The 21595-nt window shown below is 71.5% G+C and carries 23 protein-coding genes, 1 tRNA gene and 1 pseudogene; 14 read left to right on the top strand and 11 right to left on the bottom strand.

The window, feature by feature from the left end:
• Positions 1–13: 13 nt before the first annotated feature.
• Positions 14–1453 (bottom strand): FAD-binding oxidoreductase, encoded by a 1440-nt coding sequence (locus WHN02_RS06320; protein ID WP_434742482.1) that lies wholly within the window; start codon positions 1451–1453, stop codon positions 14–16.
• Positions 1454–1730: 277 nt separating this feature from the next.
• Between WHN02_RS06320 and WHN02_RS06315 the strand changes: the two genes are divergently transcribed.
• Complete coding sequence (locus WHN02_RS06315; protein WP_434742481.1) at positions 1731–3827, top strand: S9 family peptidase; 2097 nt, start codon at positions 1731–1733, stop codon at positions 3825–3827.
• 153 nt (positions 3828–3980) lie between these two features.
• Here the strand turns inward: WHN02_RS06315 and WHN02_RS06310 are convergent, their stop codons facing one another.
• The 7 genes from WHN02_RS06310 to WHN02_RS06280 all read right to left on the bottom strand — a co-directional run bounded on the left by WHN02_RS06310 (position 3981) and on the right by WHN02_RS06280 (position 10810).
• Positions 3981–4943, bottom strand: a complete 963-nt coding sequence (locus WHN02_RS06310; protein WP_434742480.1) for a hypothetical protein — start codon at positions 4941–4943, stop codon at positions 3981–3983.
• Between the two features lie 277 nt (positions 4944–5220).
• Positions 5221–6759 carry a SpoIIE family protein phosphatase gene (locus WHN02_RS06305; protein ID WP_434742479.1) on the bottom strand — a complete coding sequence of 513 codons (1539 nt, stop codon included), beginning with the start codon at positions 6757–6759 and terminating at the stop codon, positions 5221–5223.
• A gap of 2 nt (positions 6760–6761) precedes the next feature.
• Entirely contained in the window at positions 6762–8120 is a 1359-nt protein-coding gene (locus tag WHN02_RS06300; RefSeq protein ID WP_434742478.1) for a sensor histidine kinase, read from the bottom strand.
• Positions 8117–9130, bottom strand: coding sequence for a SpoIIE family protein phosphatase (locus WHN02_RS06295; protein ID WP_434743839.1), 1014 nt, complete (start codon positions 9128–9130; stop codon positions 8117–8119). Before WHN02_RS06295 ends, WHN02_RS06300 begins: the two co-directional genes overlap by 4 nt.
• Positions 9127–9546: an ATP-binding protein gene (locus WHN02_RS06290; RefSeq protein WP_434742477.1), complete on the bottom strand. Its 420-nt coding sequence runs from the start codon at positions 9544–9546 to the stop codon at positions 9127–9129. Before WHN02_RS06290 ends, WHN02_RS06295 begins: the two co-directional genes overlap by 4 nt.
• Complete coding sequence (locus tag WHN02_RS06285) at positions 9543–9953, bottom strand: STAS domain-containing protein (protein WP_434742476.1); 411 nt, start codon at positions 9951–9953, stop codon at positions 9543–9545. Before WHN02_RS06285 ends, WHN02_RS06290 begins: the two co-directional genes overlap by 4 nt.
• Positions 9953–10810: an STAS domain-containing protein gene (locus WHN02_RS06280; RefSeq protein ID WP_434742475.1), complete on the bottom strand. Its 858-nt coding sequence runs from the start codon at positions 10808–10810 to the stop codon at positions 9953–9955. The genes WHN02_RS06285 and WHN02_RS06280 overlap by 1 nt, the downstream gene beginning before the upstream one ends.
• Positions 10811–10970: 160 nt before the next feature.
• Here WHN02_RS06280 and WHN02_RS06275 point away from each other — a divergent pair, with 160 nt between their 5' ends.
• Positions 10971–11327 carry an STAS domain-containing protein gene (locus tag WHN02_RS06275; RefSeq protein WP_350898005.1) on the top strand — a complete coding sequence of 119 codons (357 nt, stop codon included), beginning with the start codon at positions 10971–10973 and terminating at the stop codon, positions 11325–11327.
• Positions 11328–11337: 10 nt separating this feature from the next.
• On the opposite strand, the gene WHN02_RS06270 is transcribed toward WHN02_RS06275, so the two are convergent.
• The gene (locus WHN02_RS06270) at positions 11338–12639 is read right to left on the bottom strand and encodes an MFS transporter (protein ID WP_434742474.1); all 1302 of its coding nucleotides are present in this window, start codon (positions 12637–12639) and stop codon (positions 11338–11340) included.
• A gap of 50 nt (positions 12640–12689) precedes the next feature.
• Between WHN02_RS06270 and WHN02_RS06265 the strand changes: the two genes are divergently transcribed.
• The 4 genes from WHN02_RS06265 (at position 12690) to WHN02_RS06250 (ending at position 14786) form a co-directional block, all read left to right on the top strand.
• Positions 12690–13409 carry a FadR/GntR family transcriptional regulator gene (locus WHN02_RS06265; protein WP_434742473.1) on the top strand — a complete coding sequence of 240 codons (720 nt, stop codon included), beginning with the start codon at positions 12690–12692 and terminating at the stop codon, positions 13407–13409.
• 39 nt (positions 13410–13448) lie between these two features.
• Positions 13449–13922 carry a large conductance mechanosensitive channel protein MscL gene (gene mscL, locus WHN02_RS06260; RefSeq protein WP_434742472.1) on the top strand — a complete coding sequence of 158 codons (474 nt, stop codon included), beginning with the start codon at positions 13449–13451 and terminating at the stop codon, positions 13920–13922.
• A gap of 82 nt (positions 13923–14004) precedes the next feature.
• A complete protein-coding gene (locus tag WHN02_RS06255; RefSeq protein WP_434742471.1) occupies positions 14005–14259 on the top strand; it encodes a hypothetical protein in 255 nt (84 codons plus the stop codon).
• A gap of 149 nt (positions 14260–14408) precedes the next feature.
• Positions 14409–14786, top strand: coding sequence for a hypothetical protein (locus WHN02_RS06250; RefSeq protein ID WP_434742470.1), 378 nt, complete (start codon positions 14409–14411; stop codon positions 14784–14786).
• On the opposite strand, the gene WHN02_RS06245 is transcribed toward WHN02_RS06250, so the two are convergent.
• The gene (locus WHN02_RS06245; RefSeq protein ID WP_434742469.1) at positions 14749–16056 is read right to left on the bottom strand and encodes a benzoate/H(+) symporter BenE family transporter; all 1308 of its coding nucleotides are present in this window, start codon (positions 16054–16056) and stop codon (positions 14749–14751) included. The genes WHN02_RS06250 and WHN02_RS06245 overlap by 38 nt on opposite strands.
• 59 nt (positions 16057–16115) lie before the next feature.
• On the opposite strand from WHN02_RS06245, the gene WHN02_RS06240 reads away from it, so the two are divergent.
• From WHN02_RS06240 to WHN02_RS06230, 3 genes are all read left to right on the top strand, one after another.
• Positions 16116–16691 carry a helix-turn-helix domain-containing protein gene (locus WHN02_RS06240; protein WP_434742468.1) on the top strand — a complete coding sequence of 192 codons (576 nt, stop codon included), beginning with the start codon at positions 16116–16118 and terminating at the stop codon, positions 16689–16691.
• Positions 16692–16733: 42 nt separating this feature from the next.
• Positions 16734–17453 (top strand): PP2C family protein-serine/threonine phosphatase, encoded by a 720-nt coding sequence (locus WHN02_RS06235; RefSeq protein WP_434742467.1) that lies wholly within the window; start codon positions 16734–16736, stop codon positions 17451–17453.
• A 95-nt stretch (positions 17454–17548) separates the two neighbouring features.
• Positions 17549–18766, top strand: a complete 1218-nt coding sequence (locus tag WHN02_RS06230; RefSeq protein ID WP_434742466.1) for a GNAT family N-acetyltransferase — start codon at positions 17549–17551, stop codon at positions 18764–18766.
• A 24-nt stretch (positions 18767–18790) separates the two neighbouring features.
• Here the strand turns inward: WHN02_RS06230 and WHN02_RS06225 are convergent, their stop codons facing one another.
• On the bottom strand, positions 18791–19873 hold the full coding sequence (locus tag WHN02_RS06225) for an NAD-dependent epimerase/dehydratase family protein (RefSeq protein ID WP_434743838.1): 1083 nt from the start codon (positions 19871–19873) through the stop codon (positions 18791–18793).
• A 116-nt stretch (positions 19874–19989) separates the two neighbouring features.
• On the opposite strand from WHN02_RS06225, the gene WHN02_RS06220 reads away from it, so the two are divergent.
• From WHN02_RS06220 to WHN02_RS06200, 5 genes and pseudogenes are all read left to right on the top strand, one after another.
• Positions 19990–20061: transfer RNA gene (locus tag WHN02_RS06220), tRNA-Lys, on the top strand.
• Positions 20062–20194: 133 nt separating this feature from the next.
• Positions 20195–20470, top strand: a complete 276-nt coding sequence (locus WHN02_RS06215; protein ID WP_434742465.1) for a type II toxin-antitoxin system Phd/YefM family antitoxin — start codon at positions 20195–20197, stop codon at positions 20468–20470.
• Positions 20467–20724, top strand: a complete 258-nt coding sequence (locus WHN02_RS06210) for a Txe/YoeB family addiction module toxin (RefSeq protein WP_434742464.1) — start codon at positions 20467–20469, stop codon at positions 20722–20724. The genes WHN02_RS06215 and WHN02_RS06210 overlap by 4 nt, the downstream gene beginning before the upstream one ends.
• Before the next feature lie 246 nt (positions 20725–20970).
• A pseudogene (locus tag WHN02_RS06205) lies at positions 20971–21288 on the top strand (hypothetical protein); the annotation flags it as partial.
• A gap of 14 nt (positions 21289–21302) precedes the next feature.
• Entirely contained in the window at positions 21303–21575 is a 273-nt protein-coding gene (locus WHN02_RS06200; protein WP_434742463.1) for a hypothetical protein, read from the top strand.
• The last annotated feature ends 20 nt before the right edge of the window (positions 21576–21595 follow it).

The raw sequence follows: 21595 nt of genomic DNA, 5'->3' as shown, positions 1-21595 counted from the left end.
CGTGACCACCGGGTCAGTGGCCGCCGGGCAGACGACCGGGGGCGAGTCGGCGGGCCGGGTCGATCCGCTCCTTGATCTCGCCGAGCCGGGACAGGCCGGGCAGGCCGCCCCACAGGTCGACCAGCTCACGGATTCCGGACGGTGCCGCCACCACCACGCACGTGCCCTCCCGCAGCAGGAGCAACCGACGGAGCACCTCGACGACCGAGACCACCCGTTCGGCGGCGACGAAGGGGCTCGGTAGGACGGCGTACACCACCCCGGCGGCCACCGATCCCCGGATCGGCACCGGGGTCCGCAGGTGGTCGACGAAGGCGTACATCGCGGAACTCAGGTGTCGGGGCTCGGCTTCGATCCGCAACACCACGTCGCCGGCGCCGAAGGGGTACCGCCCCCACCAGCGCGGCGCGGTCGGGCTCGTCGTCACCCGGCCGCCCAGGACCCGGCGCAGTCTCCGCACCCGGTCGTCGACGTCGGCCCGCTCCCCCTCGACCAGCACCACCAGGCTGCCCGCGCCGAGGACGGTCCGACCGGCCACCGAGGGGTGTTCGGCGTTGACGAACTGGCTCAGCTCCGCGCCGCCGGCCAGGTCCAGCTCGATCGCCGACTCTCCCACGTCTGCGGCCCGCACCTCACCGACCAGGTCGGACACCTCAAGGGGGTTGGCCACCGGCCGGGCGACGTAGATCTGGGTCTCCGGAAGGGGTTGGGTCCGCAGGGTGGCCTGCACCACCAGCCCGAGCCCGCCGTTGGAACCGCAGAGCAGGCCCAACTGTTCACCGGCGTCGGTCGGCCACCCACCGGTGTCGGCGTTCGACCAGGCGGAGTCGACGCGGACGTCGGGCGGCAGGTTGGTGGTCGTCGGACGGGAGCGGTGTGCTCCGCGCCCAGGGCCGCCGACGTCGGTGCGGACGACCCGCAGGACCCCGTCCGGGTTGAGGTGACGCAGCTCGGTCACCTGGTCGGCGGGGCCGCCGTAGCGCAGCCGGAGCGGACCGGCCTCGCCGGCGGCGAGCACCCCGCCGAGGGTGGCACCCGTCGACGGCGGATCGAACGACAGCCGTTGGCCGGTCCGGGCCAACCGGTCCTGGATCGAGCGGAACGGGGTGCCCGCACCGACCTCGATCTCCGAGGGGTTTTCACGATGATGACCGAAACCGGCGAGCCGGCCGGTGTCCAACACGATGTCGACCCGGGCCGGAGTGGATCCCCAGTCGATTTTGGTTCCGGCGCCGCGCGGCACCACGCTCAGTTCACACTCGGCGGCGAGGCGGAGGACCTCCGTCGCCGCCGACACGTCACCGGGTGCCGCCACCCAGTGGCCCAACCCGCCCGCGACCTCGTCCGCCGCCCCGGCAAGGCGGGCGAAGGACTGACCGCAGATGTCCCCGAGCCGATCGGCCACCTTCGCGGACAGCGACCGCCCCATCGACGAACTCGTTGCTCCCGACATGCCGGTCATCGTACAGGTGTACGAAGGTTGATGACGAACCGTATCGATCTCATGACTGAAAGCACCCCCACTGGGTTCACGTCACACCACCACCGTCGTCCACTGTGACCGATCGATGCCCCCGGCGCGACCCCGCAACCGGCGGCAGAACCCCCGGTGATCCGGAATCGGACGACGGATCGTCGGACACCCGACGACTGCCGACCGTGATCGGGGAGTCACCCGCCGGTGGCCGTCGTGCGCGGAAACCGGTGGGACCGGCCGGTAACGTGACGCCGTGACCACCGAGATCCCCGTACCCGTCGCCAAGCGGGTACCCACCGAACGCACCCACCACGGCGACACCGTCGTCGACGAGTACGCCTGGCTCACCGCCAAGGACGACCCGGACACCGTCGCCTACCTGAAGGCCGAGAACGCCTTCGCCGAGGCGCGCACCGCCCACCTGGACGGGCTACGGACGGAACTGTTCGAGGAGACCCGCCTGCGGACCCAGGAGACCGACCTGTCGGTGCCCACCCGCAAGGGCGGCCACTGGTACTACACCCGCACCGTCGAGGGTCAGCAGTACGGCGTGCAGTGCCGCCGGGCGGTCCGCGACGGCGAGACCGAACCGCCGGTGAGCGTCGACGGCGCCCCGCTCGACGGTGAGGAGGTGCTGCTCGACGGCAACGTCCTCGCCGAGGGGCAGGACTTCTTCGCCCTCGGGGCCTTCGACGTCAGCCCGGACGGCCGGTGGCTGGCGTACTCCACGGACTTCTCCGGGGACGAGCGGTTCACCCTGCGGGTGAAGGACCTGGCCACCGGCGAGGTGCTCGCCGACGAGATCCCCGGCACCTTCTACGGCACGGCCTGGTCGGCGGACGCCTCGGTGCTGTTCTACGTCACGGTGGACGAGGCGTGGCGGCCGGACCGGGTCTGGCGGCACGTGATCGGCACCCCTGCCGACCAGGACGTGGTGGTCCACGCCGAGGCCGACGAACGGTTCTGGGTGGGGGTCGAGCTGACCCGCTCGGAGCGGTTCGTCCTGATCGACATCCACAGCAAGATCACCAGTGAGGTGCTGGTGATCCCGGCGGGGAACCCGACCGGCGAGCCGGCCGTCGTCGCCCCGCGCCGACAGGGCGTCGAGTACTCGGTCGAGCACCACGGGCACCGGTTCCTGATCCTGCACAACGACGGGGCTGAGGACTTCGCCCTGGCGTACACCTCGGCGGACGCGCCGGGCGACTGGACGCCGCTGATCGAGCACACCCCCGGCACCCGACTGGAGTCGGTCGACGCGTTCGACAACCACCTGGTGGTCTCGTTGCGCAGCAACGGACTGACCGGGCTCCGGGTGCTCCCGGCGGGCACCTCCGACTCGTACGACATCGACTTCCCGGAGCCGATCTACAGCGTCGGGCTGGACAGCAACCCGGAGTACCGCACCGGCAGCGTCAGGCTGCGCTACTCCTCGCTGGTCACCCCGGACTCCGTCTACGACTACGACCTGGTCACCCGGGCGACGGTGCTGCGTCGACGCAAGCCGGTCCGTCCCGGCCCGGACGGACGGGAGTTCGACCCGGCCGCGTACGAGCAGCACCGCGACTGGGCGGTCGCCGACGACGGCACCCGGATCCCGATCTCCCTGGTCTGCAAGGCGGGTACCCCACGGGACGGCTCCGCCCCGTGCGTCGTCTACGGGTACGGCTCGTACGAGGCGAGCATGGATCCCTGGTTCTCGATCACCCGGCTCTCCCTGCTGGACCGGGGGGTCGTCTTCGCCGTCGCGCACATCCGGGGCGGGGGTGAACTGGGCCGCCGCTGGTACGAGGAGGGCAAGCTCCTGGCCAAGCGGAACACCTTCACCGACTTCGTCGCCTGTGCCCGGCACCTGGTCGGGGCCGGGTGGACGAGCACCGACCGGCTGGTGGCCAGGGGCGGCTCGGCCGGCGGCCTGCTGATGGGGGCGGTGGCCAACCTGGCCCCGGACGCGTTCGCCGGGATCGTCGCCCAGGTGCCGTTCGTGGACGCGCTGAACACGATCCTCGACCCCTCGCTGCCGTTGACGGTGACCGAGTGGGAGGAGTGGGGCAACCCGCTGGCCGACCCCGAGGTGTACGCGTACATGAAGTCGTACACGCCGTACGAGAACGTCGCCTCGGTGGACTATCCCCCGATCCTGGCGGTGACCAGCCTCAACGACACCCGGGTCTTCTACCACGAGCCCGCCAAGTGGATCGCCCGACTGCGGGCCACCGCCCCGCAGGGCGACTACCTGCTCAAGACCGAGATGGGGGCCGGTCACGGCGGCCCCAGCGGCCGGTACGACGCCTGGAAGGAGGAGGCGTTCGTCAACGCCTGGACCCTGGACCGGCTCGCCGCGAAGTAGGGGACCGTCTTTGCGGGCAAGCTACTCCCCACCGACGCCGATCCACTGCTCGGGACCACGGACACCGCCGGGCTGCGCCCGGCGGTGTCCACCCGGGATGAGGTGTCGGCCACGGATGGAGCGAGGCCTGACCTCACGGGGATACCCGGACGGTCAGGGACGCGGCCCAGCCTGGCGCTGCATCCCCGTGGAGGTCCCGGCGGCCGCCGCAGTCGCCGACCCCGACGGGCCCGAGTCCCGTCGAACGGGATTCAGCGCCATCTCCACGTCGTTCAGCATCGCCGCCGCCTTGGCCTGCTCCTTCTTGTCGAGATATCCCTCGTAGCTGTTCACGGCCACGGTGGCGAGGCCGGCCGCCGCTGCCACCCCCTTGTGTTCTTCGAAGATGTTCAAGACGTTGACCCCCATCACGCCGAGGTGGCCGGCGTTGAGCGCCATCCGCTCCTTGTCTTCCGCTCGCCATGCCTTGTAGAGCCCGTCCAGGGCCGTCGCCCCCGTCAGGGCCGTGCCGGCCACCTGCATCGGCTTGTTGTCGACAAGTGCCCCGATGGTGGCGAGCACGTTGCCGCCCGTCTCGATCCTGGCCGGCTTCGACGGAAGATACTGGCTGACCTTCGCCTTGAAATCGGCGAAGTTCTTGAAGCCCGCCTGCCAGGCGCTGGTGTCGAGCTCCTCTCCGGACGGTCGGCGGGTCGGGGGCACCTCGACGGGCCGGCTGTCGCGGCGGACCGGCGCCCCCCCGGGGGTGACCATGCCCTGTCTCGTCGCAGCGCGCTGAAGCTCCTCGCCGTCGTACCCGTATAGGGCTTCCTCCCCTGGCATAAAGAAGGTCTTCCGTCGCTTCAGGCCGGGCGTGGGATCGGCTTGATACGACGACGCGGCAACGGCCGCGAGTGAGGGCAGATCCGGCACGACGCCACTTGATCCGTCACGACGATGCAGACCGCGGGGATCCGCCGCGAACCTCATATCCGGCAAGCTCTGCATCATGGTCGGATCCGTCGACTGCTCAGAGTCCCCCGACCCCGCTCGTCGAGGGAAGGTCTCCCCATGACGGAGAGGCGGGTTGCCCGAGTCCATGGTGTCCGGCTCGGCGGTGAAACGCGTGTTCTGCACTGATGCTCCTCGTCAGGTCGACGCCCTCGGTGGCCCCGAACGGCGGTCACCAGCCAGCCACCACCGACGCGGTGGCGAATCTCCTGGTGACAGCATCACTACGGATGGCTACCCGATCGGTTCATCCAGAACCCCGAAAAAACGCATCAGACCGGACGGCAATCTCACACGAAGAGTTCGGTCACGCACCTATAGTCACAGTGACCAGGCAGAATGCCGCCCGGCAAGGCAACGAAGGCGGTCGAATGCCGAGCGCTCGGCGCAGGGCGGTAGCGGGTCAGCGGCGGCGCAGGGCCACGACTGCGACGTCGTCGTGGATCTCCGGCGGGGCCAGCTCGACCAGGAGGCGCTGACAGAAGGCGTCCAGGTCGTCGTCGACGACCGTCGCGGCGGCGGCGAGGGCGGCCATCCCCTCGTCGATGGTGGCGTCCCGGCGTTCGATCAGCCCGTCGGTGTAGAGCACCAGCGTCGACCCCCGGGGCAGGTCGAACTCCAGGTCGTCGGGGCGGGGGGCACGGACCCCGAGCAGCGGGGCGGAGTGCTCGACGTAGTCGACCTTGCCGTCGAGGCTGATCAGGGCCGGCAGGTGCCCGGCGCTGGCCAGCCGGACCCGACCGGTCCCCGGGTGCAGCAGCAGGATGCAGAGGGTGGCCAACTCGGCCGGGAGCAGCTCCCGCATCAACTCGTTGACCAGGTGCAGGATCTGGCTCGGCTGGTGCCCCTCCACCGCGTACGCCCGCACCGCGTGACGCAGCTCGGCCATCACCGTCGCCGCGTGCAGGGAGTGCCCGGAGACGTCACCGATGGCCATCAGGAGGTGCCCGTCGAGCATCACCAGCTCGTAGAAGTCGCCGCCGACCTCGGTCTGGGCGCTCGCCGGCTCGTACCGCACGGCGAGGTCCAGTCCCGCGATCTCGGGGATCCGGCGGGGCAGGAGGCTGCGTTGCAGGGTGACGGCGATCCGGTGTTCCTCGTCGAAGGAGCGCTGCGCCTCGACCGCCGCCGCCACCGCCTGGGCCAGCTGCACCAGCACCGGGGTCCCCCGGGTCTGGGTGGCGGTGGGCACCACCACGTAGAGCGGGGCGCGGTCCTCACGGAGCCGGGCCGCGGCGACTGTGACAGTCTCCCCGGCGGGCCACTCGACCAGCCCCCACCGCTCGGGGCCGACCACCTCGACAGTGGATCCGGTCGGTACGCCGGTGTCGTCAACGATCCACGGGACGACCGACACCTCGGCGTCCGCCCCGGCGCTGATCCCGGCCAGGCAGTCGCCGTCGGAGGACTCGGCCACCACGGCGACCGGGCACTTGAAGATCCGCGCGGCACCGGCCGCCGCCGCCTGCAGCAGCTGGGCGAAGGTCGGCGCGGCGTGCACGGCGACCGAGGTGTCGGCCAGGAGGGTGAGCCGTTCGGCGAGCAGCTCCGCCCGCTGCCGTGCCTGGTAGTAGCGCAGGACAGCGTGGGCGGTGGCGACGAGTTCCTCAGGCTCGATCGGCTCGGCCAGGTAGGCGTCGGCCCCCCGGGTCAGCCCCCGTGCCCGGTCCACCACGTCCACGGCGTGCGCCGACACGTGGATCACCGGCATCGCGGGGTGGTCGGCCTTGATCCGTTCGCAGACCTCGAACCCGTCCAGGTCGGGCAGGCGTACGTCGAGCACCACCAGGTCGATCGGATCCCGGGCGACCCGTTCCAGCGCATCGGTGCCGGTCTCCGCCTCGACGACGTGGAAACCGGCCCGGGTCAACCAGCTGACCAGGAGGTAGCGCTTGGTCTGGCTGTCGTCGACCACCAGGATGGTCGCCGGTGCGCCGTCCACCGTCACGCTCCGCCCGCGGGCAGCACGACCGTGAAGCGGCTGCCACGGCCCGACTCGCTGGACAGTTCGAGGGTGCCGCCGAGCAGGGTCACCAACCGCCTGGCGTACGGCAGACCGAGCCCTGTCCCGTTGAACCGCGAGGTTCCGGGGACCTGGTAGAACTCCTCGAAGATCCGCTCGTGCAGCTCCGGTGCGATGCCGACACCGGTGTCGGTGACCGACAACTCCCAGCGGCCGTCCCGCCCCTCTGCCCGCATCCGTACCTCACCCTGCTCGGTGAACTTGAGCGCGTTGTGCAACAGGTTACGCAGCACCTGGGCCAGCAACACCTCATCCGTTCGGACGACCGACGGCTGGGGCGGTTCCTCGACCGTCAGGGCCACCTCGGGGCGGGTGGCCAGCGCCCGTACCGTGCCCCGGAGCTGACCGAAGAGCACCCGCAGGTCGACCTCGGACCAGTTCGGCTCGATCCGGCCGGACTCCGCCTTGGCCAGGTCGAGCAGTTCGTTGACCAGGGAGAGCAGGTCAGCCGCGGAGGACCTGATCAGATCGACCTGTCGGGTCTGCTCGGTGGTGAGCGGATCGGAGCCGGAGTCGGCGAGCAGCCGCCCCAGCCCGATGATGGCGGTGACCGGGGCGCGCAGCTCGTGGCTGACGTTGGCCAGGAACCGGCTCTTGGACTCGCTCGCCGCCCGCAGCTGGGCGGACTTCTCGTCCAGCTCGGCGTAGAGCGCGACCACGCCCTGGTTGGTCGCCTCCAGCTCCTCGGTGAGCTGGTTGTAGAGGGCCATCACCCCCCGGTTGGTCGTCTCCAGCTCCTCGTTGAGCACTGCCAGCTCGTCACGCTGGCTGCGGACCTCGTCGAGGGCGGCGATCAACTGGTCGTTCTGGGTGGTGAGCTCCTCCAGGGCGGTGCCGGGGGCAGCGTGTTCCAGCTCGCTGCGAAGCTCGGCGAGGCGCTGCGGGTCCGGCTCGGAGGCGCTCGCAGGGGCACGTCGGGACATTCTCACGACGGTAACCTCACCAACTGTCGTCACGCTCAGGACGTCGACCAGCCGGGCCACCGCCCCCGACTGCGGCTGGTAGACCCCGTCGGGCAGCGGCCGGACCGGAGCCAGGTCGATCTGGAGCGAGAACCGGCCGTCCGGGTGACCCACCGTGGCGAAGGTGACGTCGGCCCCGCCGCAGCAGGCGAGCAGGTCCCGGGCGACCTCGCTGAGGGCGGTGGCGATCCGGACCTGGTCCTGGTGGTCCAGGCCGACGGCGGCCGCCACCTCCCGGCCCCGCTGGCGGACCAGGAAGATGTCGTGCTCCACCCGCAGGGTCAGGCGCAGCAGGGCGTTCCCCGCCTCGTCGGTCACGACCAGCTCCGCGCGACCAGGACGCACGCGTCGTCGCGTCGGACCCCGGCGTCGCGGAGCAGGGTGGCGGCCACCACGGTCGGGGCCCGCGACGCCAGCCCCGGATAGTCGTCCAGGGACCAACGGTCGACCACGCCGTCGCTGTGCATCACCAACGAGGCGCCCCGCTCGAACGGGTAGTCGTACTCCCGCACCGTCGGGCGCTGGTGTCCGGCGATCCCGGGCAGCGACACCAGACCACGGCGTCGACCGCCCTCCACCGCCACGGTGGCGGTGATGTTGCCGAGCCCGGCGTACCGGAGCGTCCCGGCCTCCGGGTCGAGTTCGGCGACTGCCAGTGCGGCCCCCCGGGTGTGCGACATCGACCGGTGCAGGTGCTGCACCACCACGCCCGGGGACGCGGCCGGGGCGGTCCGGAAGGCGGTGAGCGCTGCGTCGCTGGCGGCCGAGGCGAGCGGGCCGTGGCCGAGCCCGTCGCAGACCAGCACCTGGTGTCGTCCTTCGAAGACCCGGACGGCGTACGCGTCACCGCTGACCGATTCGCCGCTCAACGGTCGGGTGATCCCGTCCGCCCAGGTCGGCAGCGGAGCGGTCGTCGGCCAGACCTGGACGGCGAAGACGGTGCCCCGGCCGGTCCGGGAGTACCCGTCGGACCAGCTCGCCTGCCTGACGATGGCCCCGAGGCCGATACCGAGCGTGCCGGTGGTGGAGTGACCGTCCCGGGAGGAGACCGTCAGGTCGGCCATGCCCGGTCCGGTGTCGACAGCCACCAGTTCCACACCGGCCTGCCCGGCGCTGCGTACCGGACGCAGCAGCAGACTGCCCTCGTCGGCGTGCTTGACCAGGTTGCTGGTCAGCTCGGCGGCGACGATGGCCAGGTCGGCGGTACGGGTGTCACCGAGTCGGAGCTGGTCGCCGAGGCGTTCGGCGGCCCGGCGGACCGCGCTGGCCGCGCTGCTGCTCTCCACCCGGAACCAGATCCCCCGGTCGGGGACCACGTCCGGGTTCACCTCGACCACTTGGTCACGGTGATCCGGGTGCCCTGTCCCACTGCGGTGTCGATGTCGAACTCGTCCACCAGGCGTCGGGCACCGCTGAGCCCGAGACCGAGCCCGCCACCGGTGGTGTAGCCGTCGGTGAGGGCCAGGTCCAGGTCGGGGATGCCGGGTCCGGAGTCGGCGAAGACGATCCGTACGCCCTGCCGCCGACCGTTGTCGGCGGTCCGTACCTCGACGGTGCCGCCTCCGCCGTAGACGAGGGTGTTGCGGGCCAGCTCACTGGCGGCGGTGACCAGTTTGGTCTGGTCGACGAGGGAGAGCTTGACCGCCACCGCGACGGTACGCACCAACTGGCGGACCCGGACCACGTCCTCGTCGGCGCGGACCGCCTGGGTCTGCGGCTGCCCCAGGTCGACGCCGATGGTCATCGTGATGCCGTCGTCTCGCCGTCGGGGCCGGTGTCGTCGACGAACCAGTCGCGGTCGGCTCGGGCGGCGATGAGTTCCATGCCGCGCTCGACGTTGAGGGCGGTCCGGATGCCGTTGAGGGACAGGCCCAGTTCGACGAGGGTGATGGCGACGGCGGGCCGCATCCCGACCACCACCGTCTCGGCGTCCAGCACCTTGGAGATCGAGGCGATGGTGGAGAGCATCCGGCCGACGAACGAGTCGACGATGTCCAGGGCGGTGATGTCGATGAGCACCCCGTGGGTGCCGGTGGCGACGATCCGCTCGGCCAGGTCCTCCTGGAGCTGGACGGCTGTCTGGTCGGACATGTCCAGCTGGATCGAGACCAGCAGGATGTCGCCGATCTTGAGGATCGGTACCCGATCCATCAGGACTCCCTGCGCGCCCGACGGGCGGTCTCGACCCCGGTGAGCCGGAGCACGTGCCGCAGGGCGTCGGCCAGGCTCGCCTTGGTGGCGATGTCGCCGAACTCGATGCCGAGGGCGACGATGGTCTGCGCGATCTGCGGACGGATGCCGGAGATGATGCAGTCAGCGCCCATCAGCCGGGCGGCCACCACGGTCTTGAGGACGTGCTGGGCGACCTGGGTGTCGACGGCCGGTACGCCGGTGATGTCGATGATCGCGTACGGGGAGCCGGTGTCGACCAGGGTCTGGAGCAGCCGTTCCATCACCACCTGGGCGCGGGCCGAGTCCAGGGTGCCGACCAGCGGCACCGCGACGACGCCCTCCCAGAGCTTGACCACCGGGGTGGAGAGTTCGAGGAGCTGTTCGGCCTGGTCGGCGATGAGGCTTTCCCGGGTCCGCACATAGCTCTCGAAGGTGAACAGCCCCATCTGGTCGATGAGCCGGGAGTAGGCGACCCAGTCGCGCAGTGCGTCCGAGGCGTTGTCGATCTCCATCACCTCGAGCAGGACGTCCTTGAGGGCGAAGACGCCGACAGCGGTCTCGGTGGCGGAGAAGCCCTGCCGGGCCCAGCCCCGGGACAGCTCGGACAGCTCGGCGCGCAGCTCACCGGCGCGCTGGTCCTCCAGGTCGACGAGCCCCTGATCACCGAGGTTGATCATGCTACGGTGCAGGTCCTGGACGTGCCGGAGCAGTTCGGCCTGGCTGAGCCGACCCTGCAGGTGGGCAGCCACGGCCTCGGTCCACCGCTGCGTGATCCGCTCGGCGTGATCCCGGAGCAGGCCGATCAGTCGGCTGCTCTCCTCGGCGGTCAGCGCCATGGTTTCCTCCTTGACCTGGACCGGCCGGACTCTATCACCGGCACGGCGTCAACTAGTTGCCGCACGGCAAAGAAATGATCAGCGCCATCGTTGCGCGGCTCCGGCTCTGCATACCCCACTGCGGTGGGATACCGTTCCCCCGATAACAGGAGGTCTTCGAATGTCCTTGACGGTGCACACGGAACAGCGCGGCGACGTGGTCGTCGTGTCGGTCGCGGGCGAGCTGGACATGGCGACGGCACCGCAGTTGCAGGACCAGATCACCGACCTGCTCGACAAGGGCCGTAGCCGCCTGGTGTTCGACCTGGCGGAGGTGTCGTTCTGCGACTCGACCGGGCTGTCCGTCTTCGTCCGCGCCAAGAACAGCTGTGACGAGGCCGGCGGCGTGGTCAGGCTGGCCGCCCCGCAGCGCGGAGTGCTGCGCATCCTGGAGGTCAGCGGCCTGGTCGAGGTGCTGCACACCTACCCGACAGTCGAGCAGGCGGTGGCCGGCGACCCCACGCCGACCTCCTCCTGAATCCCGTCACTCACCGCTCGTCCTCGATGAATCGGGGACGAGCGATCGCTGTACCCGCTGCCGTCTGGACGGCCAGGGCGACCAGCAGGACACCGATCGGCGCGGTCCACGCCCCGGTCGCCTCGTAGAAGACCCCGACCAGCAGCGGGCCGAGGGCACCGATCACGTATCCGATGCTCTGCGCGAACGCGGAGAGCGCGACGGTGCCGTCGGCGGTCCGGGCCCGGAGCCCGATGGTGGTCAGGATCAACGGGAACGCGCCGTGCCCGACGGCGAGCAGCGCCACCCAGAGCAGTGCCCCGCCGCGCGGGGCGAGGGCCATGCCCAGGTAGGAGATCGCCGAGGCGGCGGTCAGCGCGAACACCAACGGGTTCAGGCTCCGCATCCGACCGGCCAGGGTGGGCATCAGCAGCGCCACCGGCACCCCGAGCGCTGTCAACCCGGCGAGTAGCAGCCCGGCGTCCTGGGGCCGGAATCCGGCGTCCCGGAAGAGCTGTGGCAGCCAGCCCATCACCGCGTACCCGCTCAACGACTGCGCCCCGAAGTACACGGCCATCGCCCACCCGAGGCGGGTCCGTTGGGGGCGTACCCGGATCCGGGTCACCGGGGACGTCCGGGTGGTGCCGCGTCGGGCGGCCCGGGCCCGCAGTGCCAGCGGCACCCACGGGAGCACCGCCAGGGCGGCCAGGACGGCCCAGACTCCCAGCCCGGCCCGCCAGGACCCGAAGGCGTGCGCGATCGGCACCGCCGAGGCGCTCGCCACCGTCGTGCCGATGGCGAGCGCCATCGTGTACGCCCCGGTGACCGCCCCGGTCCGGTGCGGGAAGTACTGCTTGACGAGCATCGGCAACAGGATGTTCGCCACGGCGATGCCGGCCAGGGCCAGTGCGCTGGTGACGACGAAGAACACCACCGAGTCGGTGACCACCCGCAGCGCCTGACCGACGGCGAGCGCGATCATCGCGACGACGAGCACCCGGGCCGGGGCGAACCGTCGGACCAGCCACGGGGAGAGGGCGCCGACCCCGGCGAAGGCGATGGTGGGCAGGGTGGTGATCAACCCGGCCATCGCCCCGGACAGGGCCAGGCCGGTGCGGACCTCGTCGAGGAGGGCGCCGAGGCTGGTCACCGCCGCCCGCAGGTTCGCCGCGACGAGCAGCATCCCGGCCAGGACCAACAGCCCGCCGGTGACCGGTGAGCGGGGTGGACCGGTCCGGGTCTCCGGCGGCGCGTCGGGGACGTCGGGGAGGGTCGCCGCGGCGAGCGCGGCGGCGCCGTCCGGGCCGGCAGGCACGGTCGTTGGCGGGGTCATGACCTCGAACCTACAATCATGGGATGAATTTCAGACGGGAGGTGTAACCAGTGACACCGTCGACCGGTTCCGCCGACGCCCCGCCGGCCGCCCCCACCACGCCGCCCGTCGCCGTGCCCCCGCGTGGGCGTCGGGTGGCCGAGACCATCGCCTCGCTCCGGGAACGGATCCTGGAGGGGCAGTGGCCGGTGGGCGGTCGGATCCCGACCGAACCCCAGCTCGTCTCCGCACTCGGCGTCGGGCGCAACACCGTCCGGGAGGCGGTCCGCGCCCTGGTGCACGCCGGGGTGCTGGAGTGCCGACAGGGTTCCGGCACGTACGTGGTCTCCACCGACGAACTGGCACCGGTGGTGGCCCGACGCATCGACTCCGACCGGATCGACGAGGTGGTGGAGGTCCGCCGGGCCTTCGAGGTGGAGGCGGCACGGCTCGCGGCGCTACGGCGTACCGCTGAGGATCTCGCCGCGTTGGACGCGGCGCTGGCCGACCGGGAGGCCGCGTGGCACGGCGGCCGGGTGGCGGAGTTCGTGGAGGCCGACGCCGCGCTGCACACCGCCGTGGTCACCGCCGCCCACAACGGCATGCTCGCCGAGTTGTACGCCTCGCTCGGTGCCGCCCTGCGTCGCACGATCGCCCGGACCATGGGCGAGGAGCTGACCCCCGACCGGTACGTCGACCACTGCCGACTCGTCGAGGCGATCCGGGCGGGCGATCCCGTCCGGGCGGCCCGGGAGGCCGGTGCGTACCTGGAGCCTCCGCCGGGAGGATAGGTTGCCCCCGATGGAAGACCGGTTACCACGGGAGTATCGATGCTCAAGGGCTTCAAAGACTTCATCATGCGCGGCAACGTCGTCGACCTGGCGGTCGGCATCGTCATCGGGGCCGCGTTCACAGCCGTGGTCACCCAGCTGACCGAATCCTTCCTCAAGCCGCTGATCGCACTGGTCAGCGTCTTGATCACCGGAAGTGACGAGGGGTTCGAAGGTGCCGCCTGGACGGTACGCAACGTCCCGTTCGACTGGGTGAGCTTCATCAACGCGCTGATCACCTTCGTGCTCACCGCGGCGGCGCTCTACTTCCTGGTCGTGTTCCCGATGAACAAGCTGGCCGAACGGCGGCAGCGGGGTGAGGAGCCGCCCCCGGCGGCACCCAGCGAGGAGGTCAAGCTGCTCACCGAGATCCGGGACGCCCTGGTGGCCGCCGGTCGGACCACCCCGGCGCAGCAGCGGGGGGCGCTCGACGACGTGTTGGGGCGTGACCCGGAGCCGCCCGCCCAGCGCTGAACGGATCCGTACGCACATCGGCCCCTGCGGGAATCCCGCAGGGGCCGACTCCTTTCGTACACATGTTCGATAGGGTGCTCCCATGGAGCAGCGGAAGCACTGGTGGAACGGCAAGTGGGGGCGGCTCGCCCGACGGGACGTCTTCCTCCGGGTGGACGCCGACCACTGGTACGTGGAACAGCGGGCCGGTGGCGCCGAGGGGGTGTCCCGCTTCTACGAGCACACCGGCCCCGACGAGGCGGAGGAGACGGTCCGTGCCCTGCTCGACGGGACGGACACCTGGCGGGAGCTGTCCCCACGTCCCTCCGGTGCCCCGACGCCGTCCGGCGACAGCTGACGACGGGGTCGACCCCGGGCTTTTCCGCCCCGCACCGGACAGGCGTTCGTCGACGCACCGGACAGGCGCACCGGACGGCGTTCGGCACCGCACCGGACAGGCGCACCGGACGGCGTTTAGCGACGCACCGGACAGGGAACCGGCCGAGCATGAGCCAGCAGGACACCGAGCAGCAGGCGCCCCTCTCCCGGGTCACCACCGGCATGTGGGTGGTCGACTCCACCGGCACCGAGATCGGCACCGTCGATCTGGTCCAGCGCGGCGACCCGAACGCGGTGACGGTGCAGGGCACGCCGAACGCCGACCCGGGGAGCAGCCTCGACGAGCTGATCGAGTCGACGGCGGTCGAGGAGCCGGACGTCCCGGCCGACCTGGCCGCGCGACTCCTGCACAGCGGCTACCTCAAGGTCGCCACCGAACTGGTGCCCACCGGGGCGGTGTACGTCCTCGCCGACCGGATCGACGCCGTCGCCGAGGGCCGGGTGCGGCTCACCGTTCCCGCCGCAGACCTCCCTGCGGAGGAGTGACCACCCCGCCCGAGGCATCCGACCCGACAGCCGGCTGCACGGCTCCGACAGCCGGTGCGGTGGCCTGCCCGGGCGTGACGGCCCCGCCGGAGCCGTCAGGCCCGGCGGGCGGTGCCGGGCGGCGGCGGAACAGCAGGAGCATGAGCCAACCGGCGAGCAGCCCCCAGAAGGCGCCGCCGACACCCAGGAGGGTCACCCCGGCGGCGGTGACGACGAAGGTGACCACCGCGGCCTCCCGGGAGTCCGGTTCGGCGACCGCCGACGAGATCGCGGTGGCCAGGGCGGCGAGCAGGGCCAGGCCCGCGACCGCCTCGATCAGCACCGGGGGCGAGAGCGCGACCAGGGCGGTGGCCAGCCCGGCCCCCAGTCCGAGCACTGCCAGTCCGGCTCCGGCCGTCACCGAGGCGATCCACCGGCGGTCGGGGTCGGGGTGGGCGTCCGGGCCGGCGGCGAGGGCGGCGCTGATGGCGGCGAGGTTCACCGCGTGTCCACCGGCGGGGGCGACGGCCAGGGAGGCCAGGCCGGTGGCGCGCAACGCGGCCCCGAAGGGCGGACGGTAGCCGTAGCCGACCAGCACCGCCATCCCGGGGACGTTCTGCGCCGCCATGGTGACCAGGAACAGCGGCAGGGCGAGCCCGACCACCGCCGGGACCGTCAGGGCGGGGGCGGTCACCTCGAACACCGGCCACACCCGCAGCCCTCCGGCCGCCCCGGCCCCGGGGGCGGTGAGCGCGATGGCCACCACCGCCACGGCCAGCGCGGCGGGAACCGCCCACCGTCGGGCGTACCGGTGCAGGACCACCCAGGTGAGCACGACGGGGGCGGCGAGGGCCGGCTCCTCGACGAGCGCCCGTACCGGCGCGGTGCACAGCGGTAGGAGGACCCCGGCGAGCATCGCCGCCGCGATGGGCCGGGGGATGGCCTCGACGGCCCGGCTCAGGGCCGGGAAGAGGCCGGCGGCCACGATGAGCGCCCCGGAGACCAGGAAGGCACCGACCGCCACCGGCCAACCGCCCGGGATCGGGCCGGTGGCGACCAGGAGCGCCGCGCCCGGGGTGGACCAGGCGACACTGATCGGGATCCGGTGTCGGAGCCCGAGCCAGGCGGCGGTCAGCCCGGAGCCGACGCAGAGCACCAGCAGGCCGGAGGCGGCCTGGGCGTCGGTGGCACCGACCGCCTTCAACCCGGCCAGCACCACTGTGAACGAGCTGGCGAACCCGACCAGGGCGGTCACCACCCCGGCCACCAGCGGCTGCGTCCGTCCGGCCATGACCACCCTCCCCACCACCGTTCCGTTTACGGAACGACGCCGTGTAGCACCATAGCGGCATGGACCAGCCGCCACCACAGCGCCGTCGGCCCCTCGACCCCGCCGCCGACGAGGTGGGCCAACGGGTACGCGCGCTGCGCGAGGAACGGGGCCTCTCCCTGTCCCACCTGGCCCGCGCCGCCGGGGTGGGCAAGGCGACCCTCTCCGGGCTGGAGAACGGCACCCGCAACCCCACCCTGGAGACGCTCTACGCGATCACCGCCCAGTTGGGCGTACCGCTGACCGCAGTCCTCTCCGGCCCCGCCACCGAACCCGAGGTACGCGGCGCCGCCGTCACCGCCACCCTCCTGGAGGTCTTCACCGACAGCGACGCGACGTACGAGCTGTACCGGCTGCGGATCGCCCCCGGCCCCGGGCAGCTCTCCCCGGCACACCAGCACGGGGTCACCGAACACGTCACCGTCTTCAGTGGAGTGTTACGCGCCGGACCTGTGCAGGAACCCGCCACCGCAGCCGCAGGAGGACATCTGCGCTGGACATCCGACGTACCGCACAGCTACGAGGCGATCGGTGACGAGGAGGTCCAGGCGAGCCTTCTGCTGCGGTATCCCACAAAAACCGACCGACGGCGGTAGTGCGTGGAGACGACGGACGAGGTTCTTGGCAAGCTTGACCCCATGACGCTGATCCTCCGCTCGGCCATCATCAACGACGTCGGCCTGGTCCGGACGAACAACGAGGACTCCGCCCTCGCCGGAGACCGCCTGGTCGCAGTGGCCGACGGGATGGGCGGGCTGCCCGCCGGGGAACTGGCCAGTGAGATCGTCATCCGGATCCTCGACGAACTGACACCCCCGACCGGCCCCACCGAGGCCGCCGACTCCCTGGCCGCCGTGGTCAGCACCGCCAACCAGCGCATCCGGGCCGCCATCACCGCCGACCCGGCCCGCGAGGGCATGGGTACGACACTGACCGCCGCCCTGCTCGCCGGGGACACGCTGGTGCTGGCCCAGGTCGGCGACTCCCGGTGCTACCTGCTGCGCGACCACGAACTGACCCAGCTCACCCGGGACGACACCTTCGTGCAGGCGCTCGTCGACCAGGGGGCGCTCACCCGCGCCCAGGCCCGGCAGCACCCCCAGCGGTCCCTGGTGACCCGGGCGGTCCAGGGCGCCGACGCCCCACCCGCGATCGGCACCCTCACCGTGTACGAGGCGGACCGCCTCCTGCTGTGCAGCGACGGTCTCTCCGACTACGTCGACGACGAGGCGATCCTCGCCGCCCTGGGGACGTACTGCGACCGTCAGCACTGCGGCGAGCAGTTGGTGAAGCTGGCCCACCAGGCCGGTGCCCCGGACAACGTCACGGTGGTGGTCACCGACGTCACCACCGCCTGACCCGCCGAAGTCCCCCGAGCCCACTCCACGACCTTGGTCAATCCAGTTGCACCCCTGCTCAGGTGCGCTTTGATGAGCTGATGACCATCCGTCGGGTGACCGCAGACGACTACACGAACACCAGCTTCCCCCTGCTGACGTACGCCTTCTACCGCTCCCCGGTGCCGGCCGGGCGGGCGGACGAGCAACCGACAGCACCCGCGTACCTCACCGGAAACCGGACACTGGTCGCCGAGGAGGACGGCGAGACCCTCGCCACCGCCAGCGCCATCCCGATGCGGCAGAACCTGCACGGCACCGTACGCCCGACGGCCGGTGTCGCCGGGGTGACGACCCACCCGCTGGCCCGACGCCGGGGACTCGTACGCACCCTGCTCCACCAGCTCCTCGACGAGATGCGCGACGAGGGACACCAACTGAGCGCGCTCTACCCGTTCCGCCCCTCCTTCTACGCCAGGTTCGGCTACACCGGGCTGCCCGCCCCGCGTACCGTCACCTTCTCCCCCGCGAACCTCGGACCGCTGCTGCGCGCGGACCTCCCCGGCGAGGTGACCTGGACCCGGATCGGGGCCGGATACCCGGCCTACCAGGAGTTCCTCGACAGGTACCTGCACCACCGGCACGGCTTCGCCGTCTTCCCCGAATACCGGGCGGTCCGGTTCCGCGACGACGACGACCGGTGGCTGGCCGCCGCCCGGGTCGACGGACACACCGTCGGGACCCTCACCTACCGGATCGACGGCCACGGCGGCGACCTCGTCGGCGACGAACTCCTGACCACCGACGCGTACGGGCGGGCGCTGCTGTTGCAGTTCCTCTCCCGGCACGTCGACCAGGTGGCCCGGACCAGCGTCCGGGTCCCCCCGGACGAGCTGCCCGAACTCTGGCTCACCGACCTCGACGTCCAGATCGAGGCGAAGGCCGCCGGACCGGACTGCGCCGCCCCGATGGCCCGCCTGCTCACCCTCGACGCCCTGACCGGGCTGCCCGCCGGGCCGGGCCGGGTCCGGATCGAGCTGACCGGGGACCGGTGGCTCGCCGGTGAGCACCTCCTCGACGGAGGCTCCGGCACCCTGGAGGTCACCCCGGCCAAGGGTCCGGTGTTGCCGGTCGGTGGTTCGTCGACGGCTGCCGGTGGTTCGGGGACGCCGGTGGCGACGCTGACCGCCGCCGGGCTCTCCGCCCTCGCCTACGGGGTCCTCGACCCGGTGGAGGTGCAGCTCAACGGCCTGGGGACGGTACCTGTCGACGCCGCCGAGCAGCTCCGCCGGATCTTCCCGCGCGCCCACCCGTACCTCTGCGCCGACTTCTGACCCGACAACCGCCCGGACCGGCGGTCAGTAGGGGTTCGTCTGTCCGGCGAGCCGCCCCCGGAGCACACCGAGGGGGCGGCCCGCCAAGCCGGACCCGCCCGACATCGGCGGGCTCCCGGTGTGCCGCCGGTACGCCATCCCGGTGAACAGCTCCTTCAACGCGCTCACCGAATCCACTGTCGGGTGCCACCCCAACTCCCGCTCGGCCCGCTCACTGGACATCAGGGGTGCGTTCAACGCCAGCTCCAGCCACCCGGCGTCCACCGGTTGCAGCCGGGCCCGCCAGCTCAACGCGGCGGCGGCCCGCAGCACCGGGGCGGCCACCGGCACCGTCCACCCGTGGAAGTGCCGGGCCACCAGCTCCGGGGTCAACACCGGATCGGCGGCGAGGTTCACCGCCCCACGGACGTCCGAGAAGACCGATCGGGCGTACGCGTCGGCCACGTCGTCGGCGTGCACCGCCTGCATCCGCAGCCGACGATGGGTCGGCACCAACGGCAGCCGGCCGTGCCGGAGCAGCCGCACCGGCACCAGCGGCCCGAGGAAGTACCTGGTCAACTGGGTCGCGGCGGCGGCCTGGAAAATCAAACCGGGACGCAACCGGACCACCCGCAACCCCGGGTGCTCCCGCTCCAACCGATCCAGCAACGCCTCCACCTCGGCCTTGTCCCGGCTGTACGACGACCCGGGCACCCCCGTCGCCGGCCACCGCTCGCTGACCGGCCGGTCCTTCGGCCCCGGGGCGTACGCCCCCACCGACGAGGCGTACACCAGCGACGGCACCCCGGCCCGGACCACCGCCTCGAACACCGCCCGGCTCCCCGCCACATTCGTCCGGTGCAGCATCCGCTGGTCGTGGCTGGGCTGGATCTGCCAGGCCAGGTGCACCACCGCCCCCGCCCCGGCGAACACCTCGGTCAGCCGCTCCACAGCGCCCGGAGCCCCCACGTCACAGGAGTGCCACCGCACCTTGTCGTACGGCTCCCCCGCATCTTCGTCCGGCACCCGACGGGCCACCCCCACCAGCTCGGCCCCCGCCTCCCGACCCAGCCGCCGCAGAATGGCCGTGCCGGAGTTCCCGCTCGCCCCCACCACCACGATCCGCATGAACGGTCCCGTACCCACGGATTCCGCCCCCAACCCCCGCCCCGGGCAGGGCCGACGGGCTCAGCGGTGGGAAGCCGGAAGGCCTCGCTGGTGGAGTTCCGGTAGCCTGAGCGCGCGGGCCGCTAGCTCAATGGCAGAGCTGTGGACTTTTAATCCATAGGTTCAGGGTTCGAGTCCCTGGCGGCCCACTCTTCCCCACTTCGGCGGGCTGTCCGAGCCATGATCCCGGCCCGTACAGCAGCGAAGTACAGCGTCGGGCAGGTGCGAGGCGATACCCACCTACCTGAGGTACGGTTTTCTGTACTCGCCCTGGAGGTTGTCGTGCGGACCGTGAACTTCACCCAACTACGGCAGAACCTGGCCGCCGAACTCGACAGCGTCATCAACGACGCCGAGGAGGTGGTGGTGACCCGCTCCGGCCACGAACCGGTGGTGATCGTGTCGCTGGCCGAGTACGAGTCGATGAAGGAGACCGAGTACCTCCTGCGCAGCCCGAGCAACGCCGCCGCCCTGCGCCGCTCGATCGCGGAGCTTGAGCAGGGCGACGCGGCCGAGCGGGAGCTGACCGACCCGGACGCCGGGCGGAACGCCACATGAGGCTGGTCTTCACCCCGACGGCGTGGAGCCAGTACCTCAGCCACACCGACCGCAAGCTGGTCAAGCGCATCAACGAGCTGATCGCGGACGTGATGCGCAACGGGTACGAAGGCATCGGCAAGCCGGAGCCCCTGCGGGGAGAACTGTCCGGCTTCTGGTCCCGACGGATCGACCGCGAACACCGGCTGGTGTACCGGATCACCAAGGACGATGTCGAGATCGTCGCCTGCCGCTACCACTACGGCGACCGATAGCGGACCGGGTTACAGCAGCAGCGTTCTGCGGTCATCGGCCGAGGGTGCGGCCGAGGCGCTTGAGGGCGTCGCGGGTGGCCGCGGAGGAGACCACCGTGGCAGCTCCCAGCGTTGCGATCCGACTACCCAAGGTGTTCAGGCCGACAGCCTAGAGCGACCCGTGCCCGCTGGTCGACCCGTCCCATGTCACCGTGACATGACCGCTGGCCATGGAACCGAACCCACCTCCGACGGGATCGCCGGTGCATGTCCTTCGATGCCGACAACCCACCCGTCGAACCGCCCACCGGATGCCAACACCGCCTGCTGTGGCGACTGGCCCGCGCTCTCTGGGAGGCGCACCGACCCGACAGCGCCGGCTTCTGCGTGATCGCCGGCTGCTGGCACACCAACCAACGCGACCCCTGCCGCCTGGCCCAACTCGCCCAGGAAGGGATGCGCACTGCCTGCGGCGAACCCACCACCGCCTCCCCACCCTGGATCGCCCTCACCCGGGAACGCCTGGCAGCCGGAGACATCGACCCCAGAGACGCCGTCGCCGAAGCCCTCTGGCACCACCGCCACCCGGCGGTGACCCGGTGGGAGCCCTCTACACCTCGGCCGCCTTCCGGGAATACGCCCAAGCCCAGGTCGACCACGCTGACATCCTGCTCACCAAACACGCCGAAGCCACCCTGAGCCTGTGCCACTGCGGCCGACTCCACCCCTGCGACGAACGCCGACACTGGCTGGAGATGCGTACCCACTTCCGGCAGTTCCTCGGCCGGGATCAGTACAGCAGCGAAGTACAGCAACCCCACCCACCGAACCCGACCCGGAACCACCCCAGCCGCCCGGACGACCTCGGATGAGAACCGATCCGGCCGGTACG

Source organism: Micromonospora sp. SH-82 (assembly GCF_051132485.1).
GTDB lineage: Bacteria > Actinomycetota > Actinomycetes > Mycobacteriales > Micromonosporaceae > Micromonospora.
The sequence above is the reverse complement of the archived record's forward strand: the minus strand, read 5'-3'. Positions and strand labels throughout refer to the sequence as shown.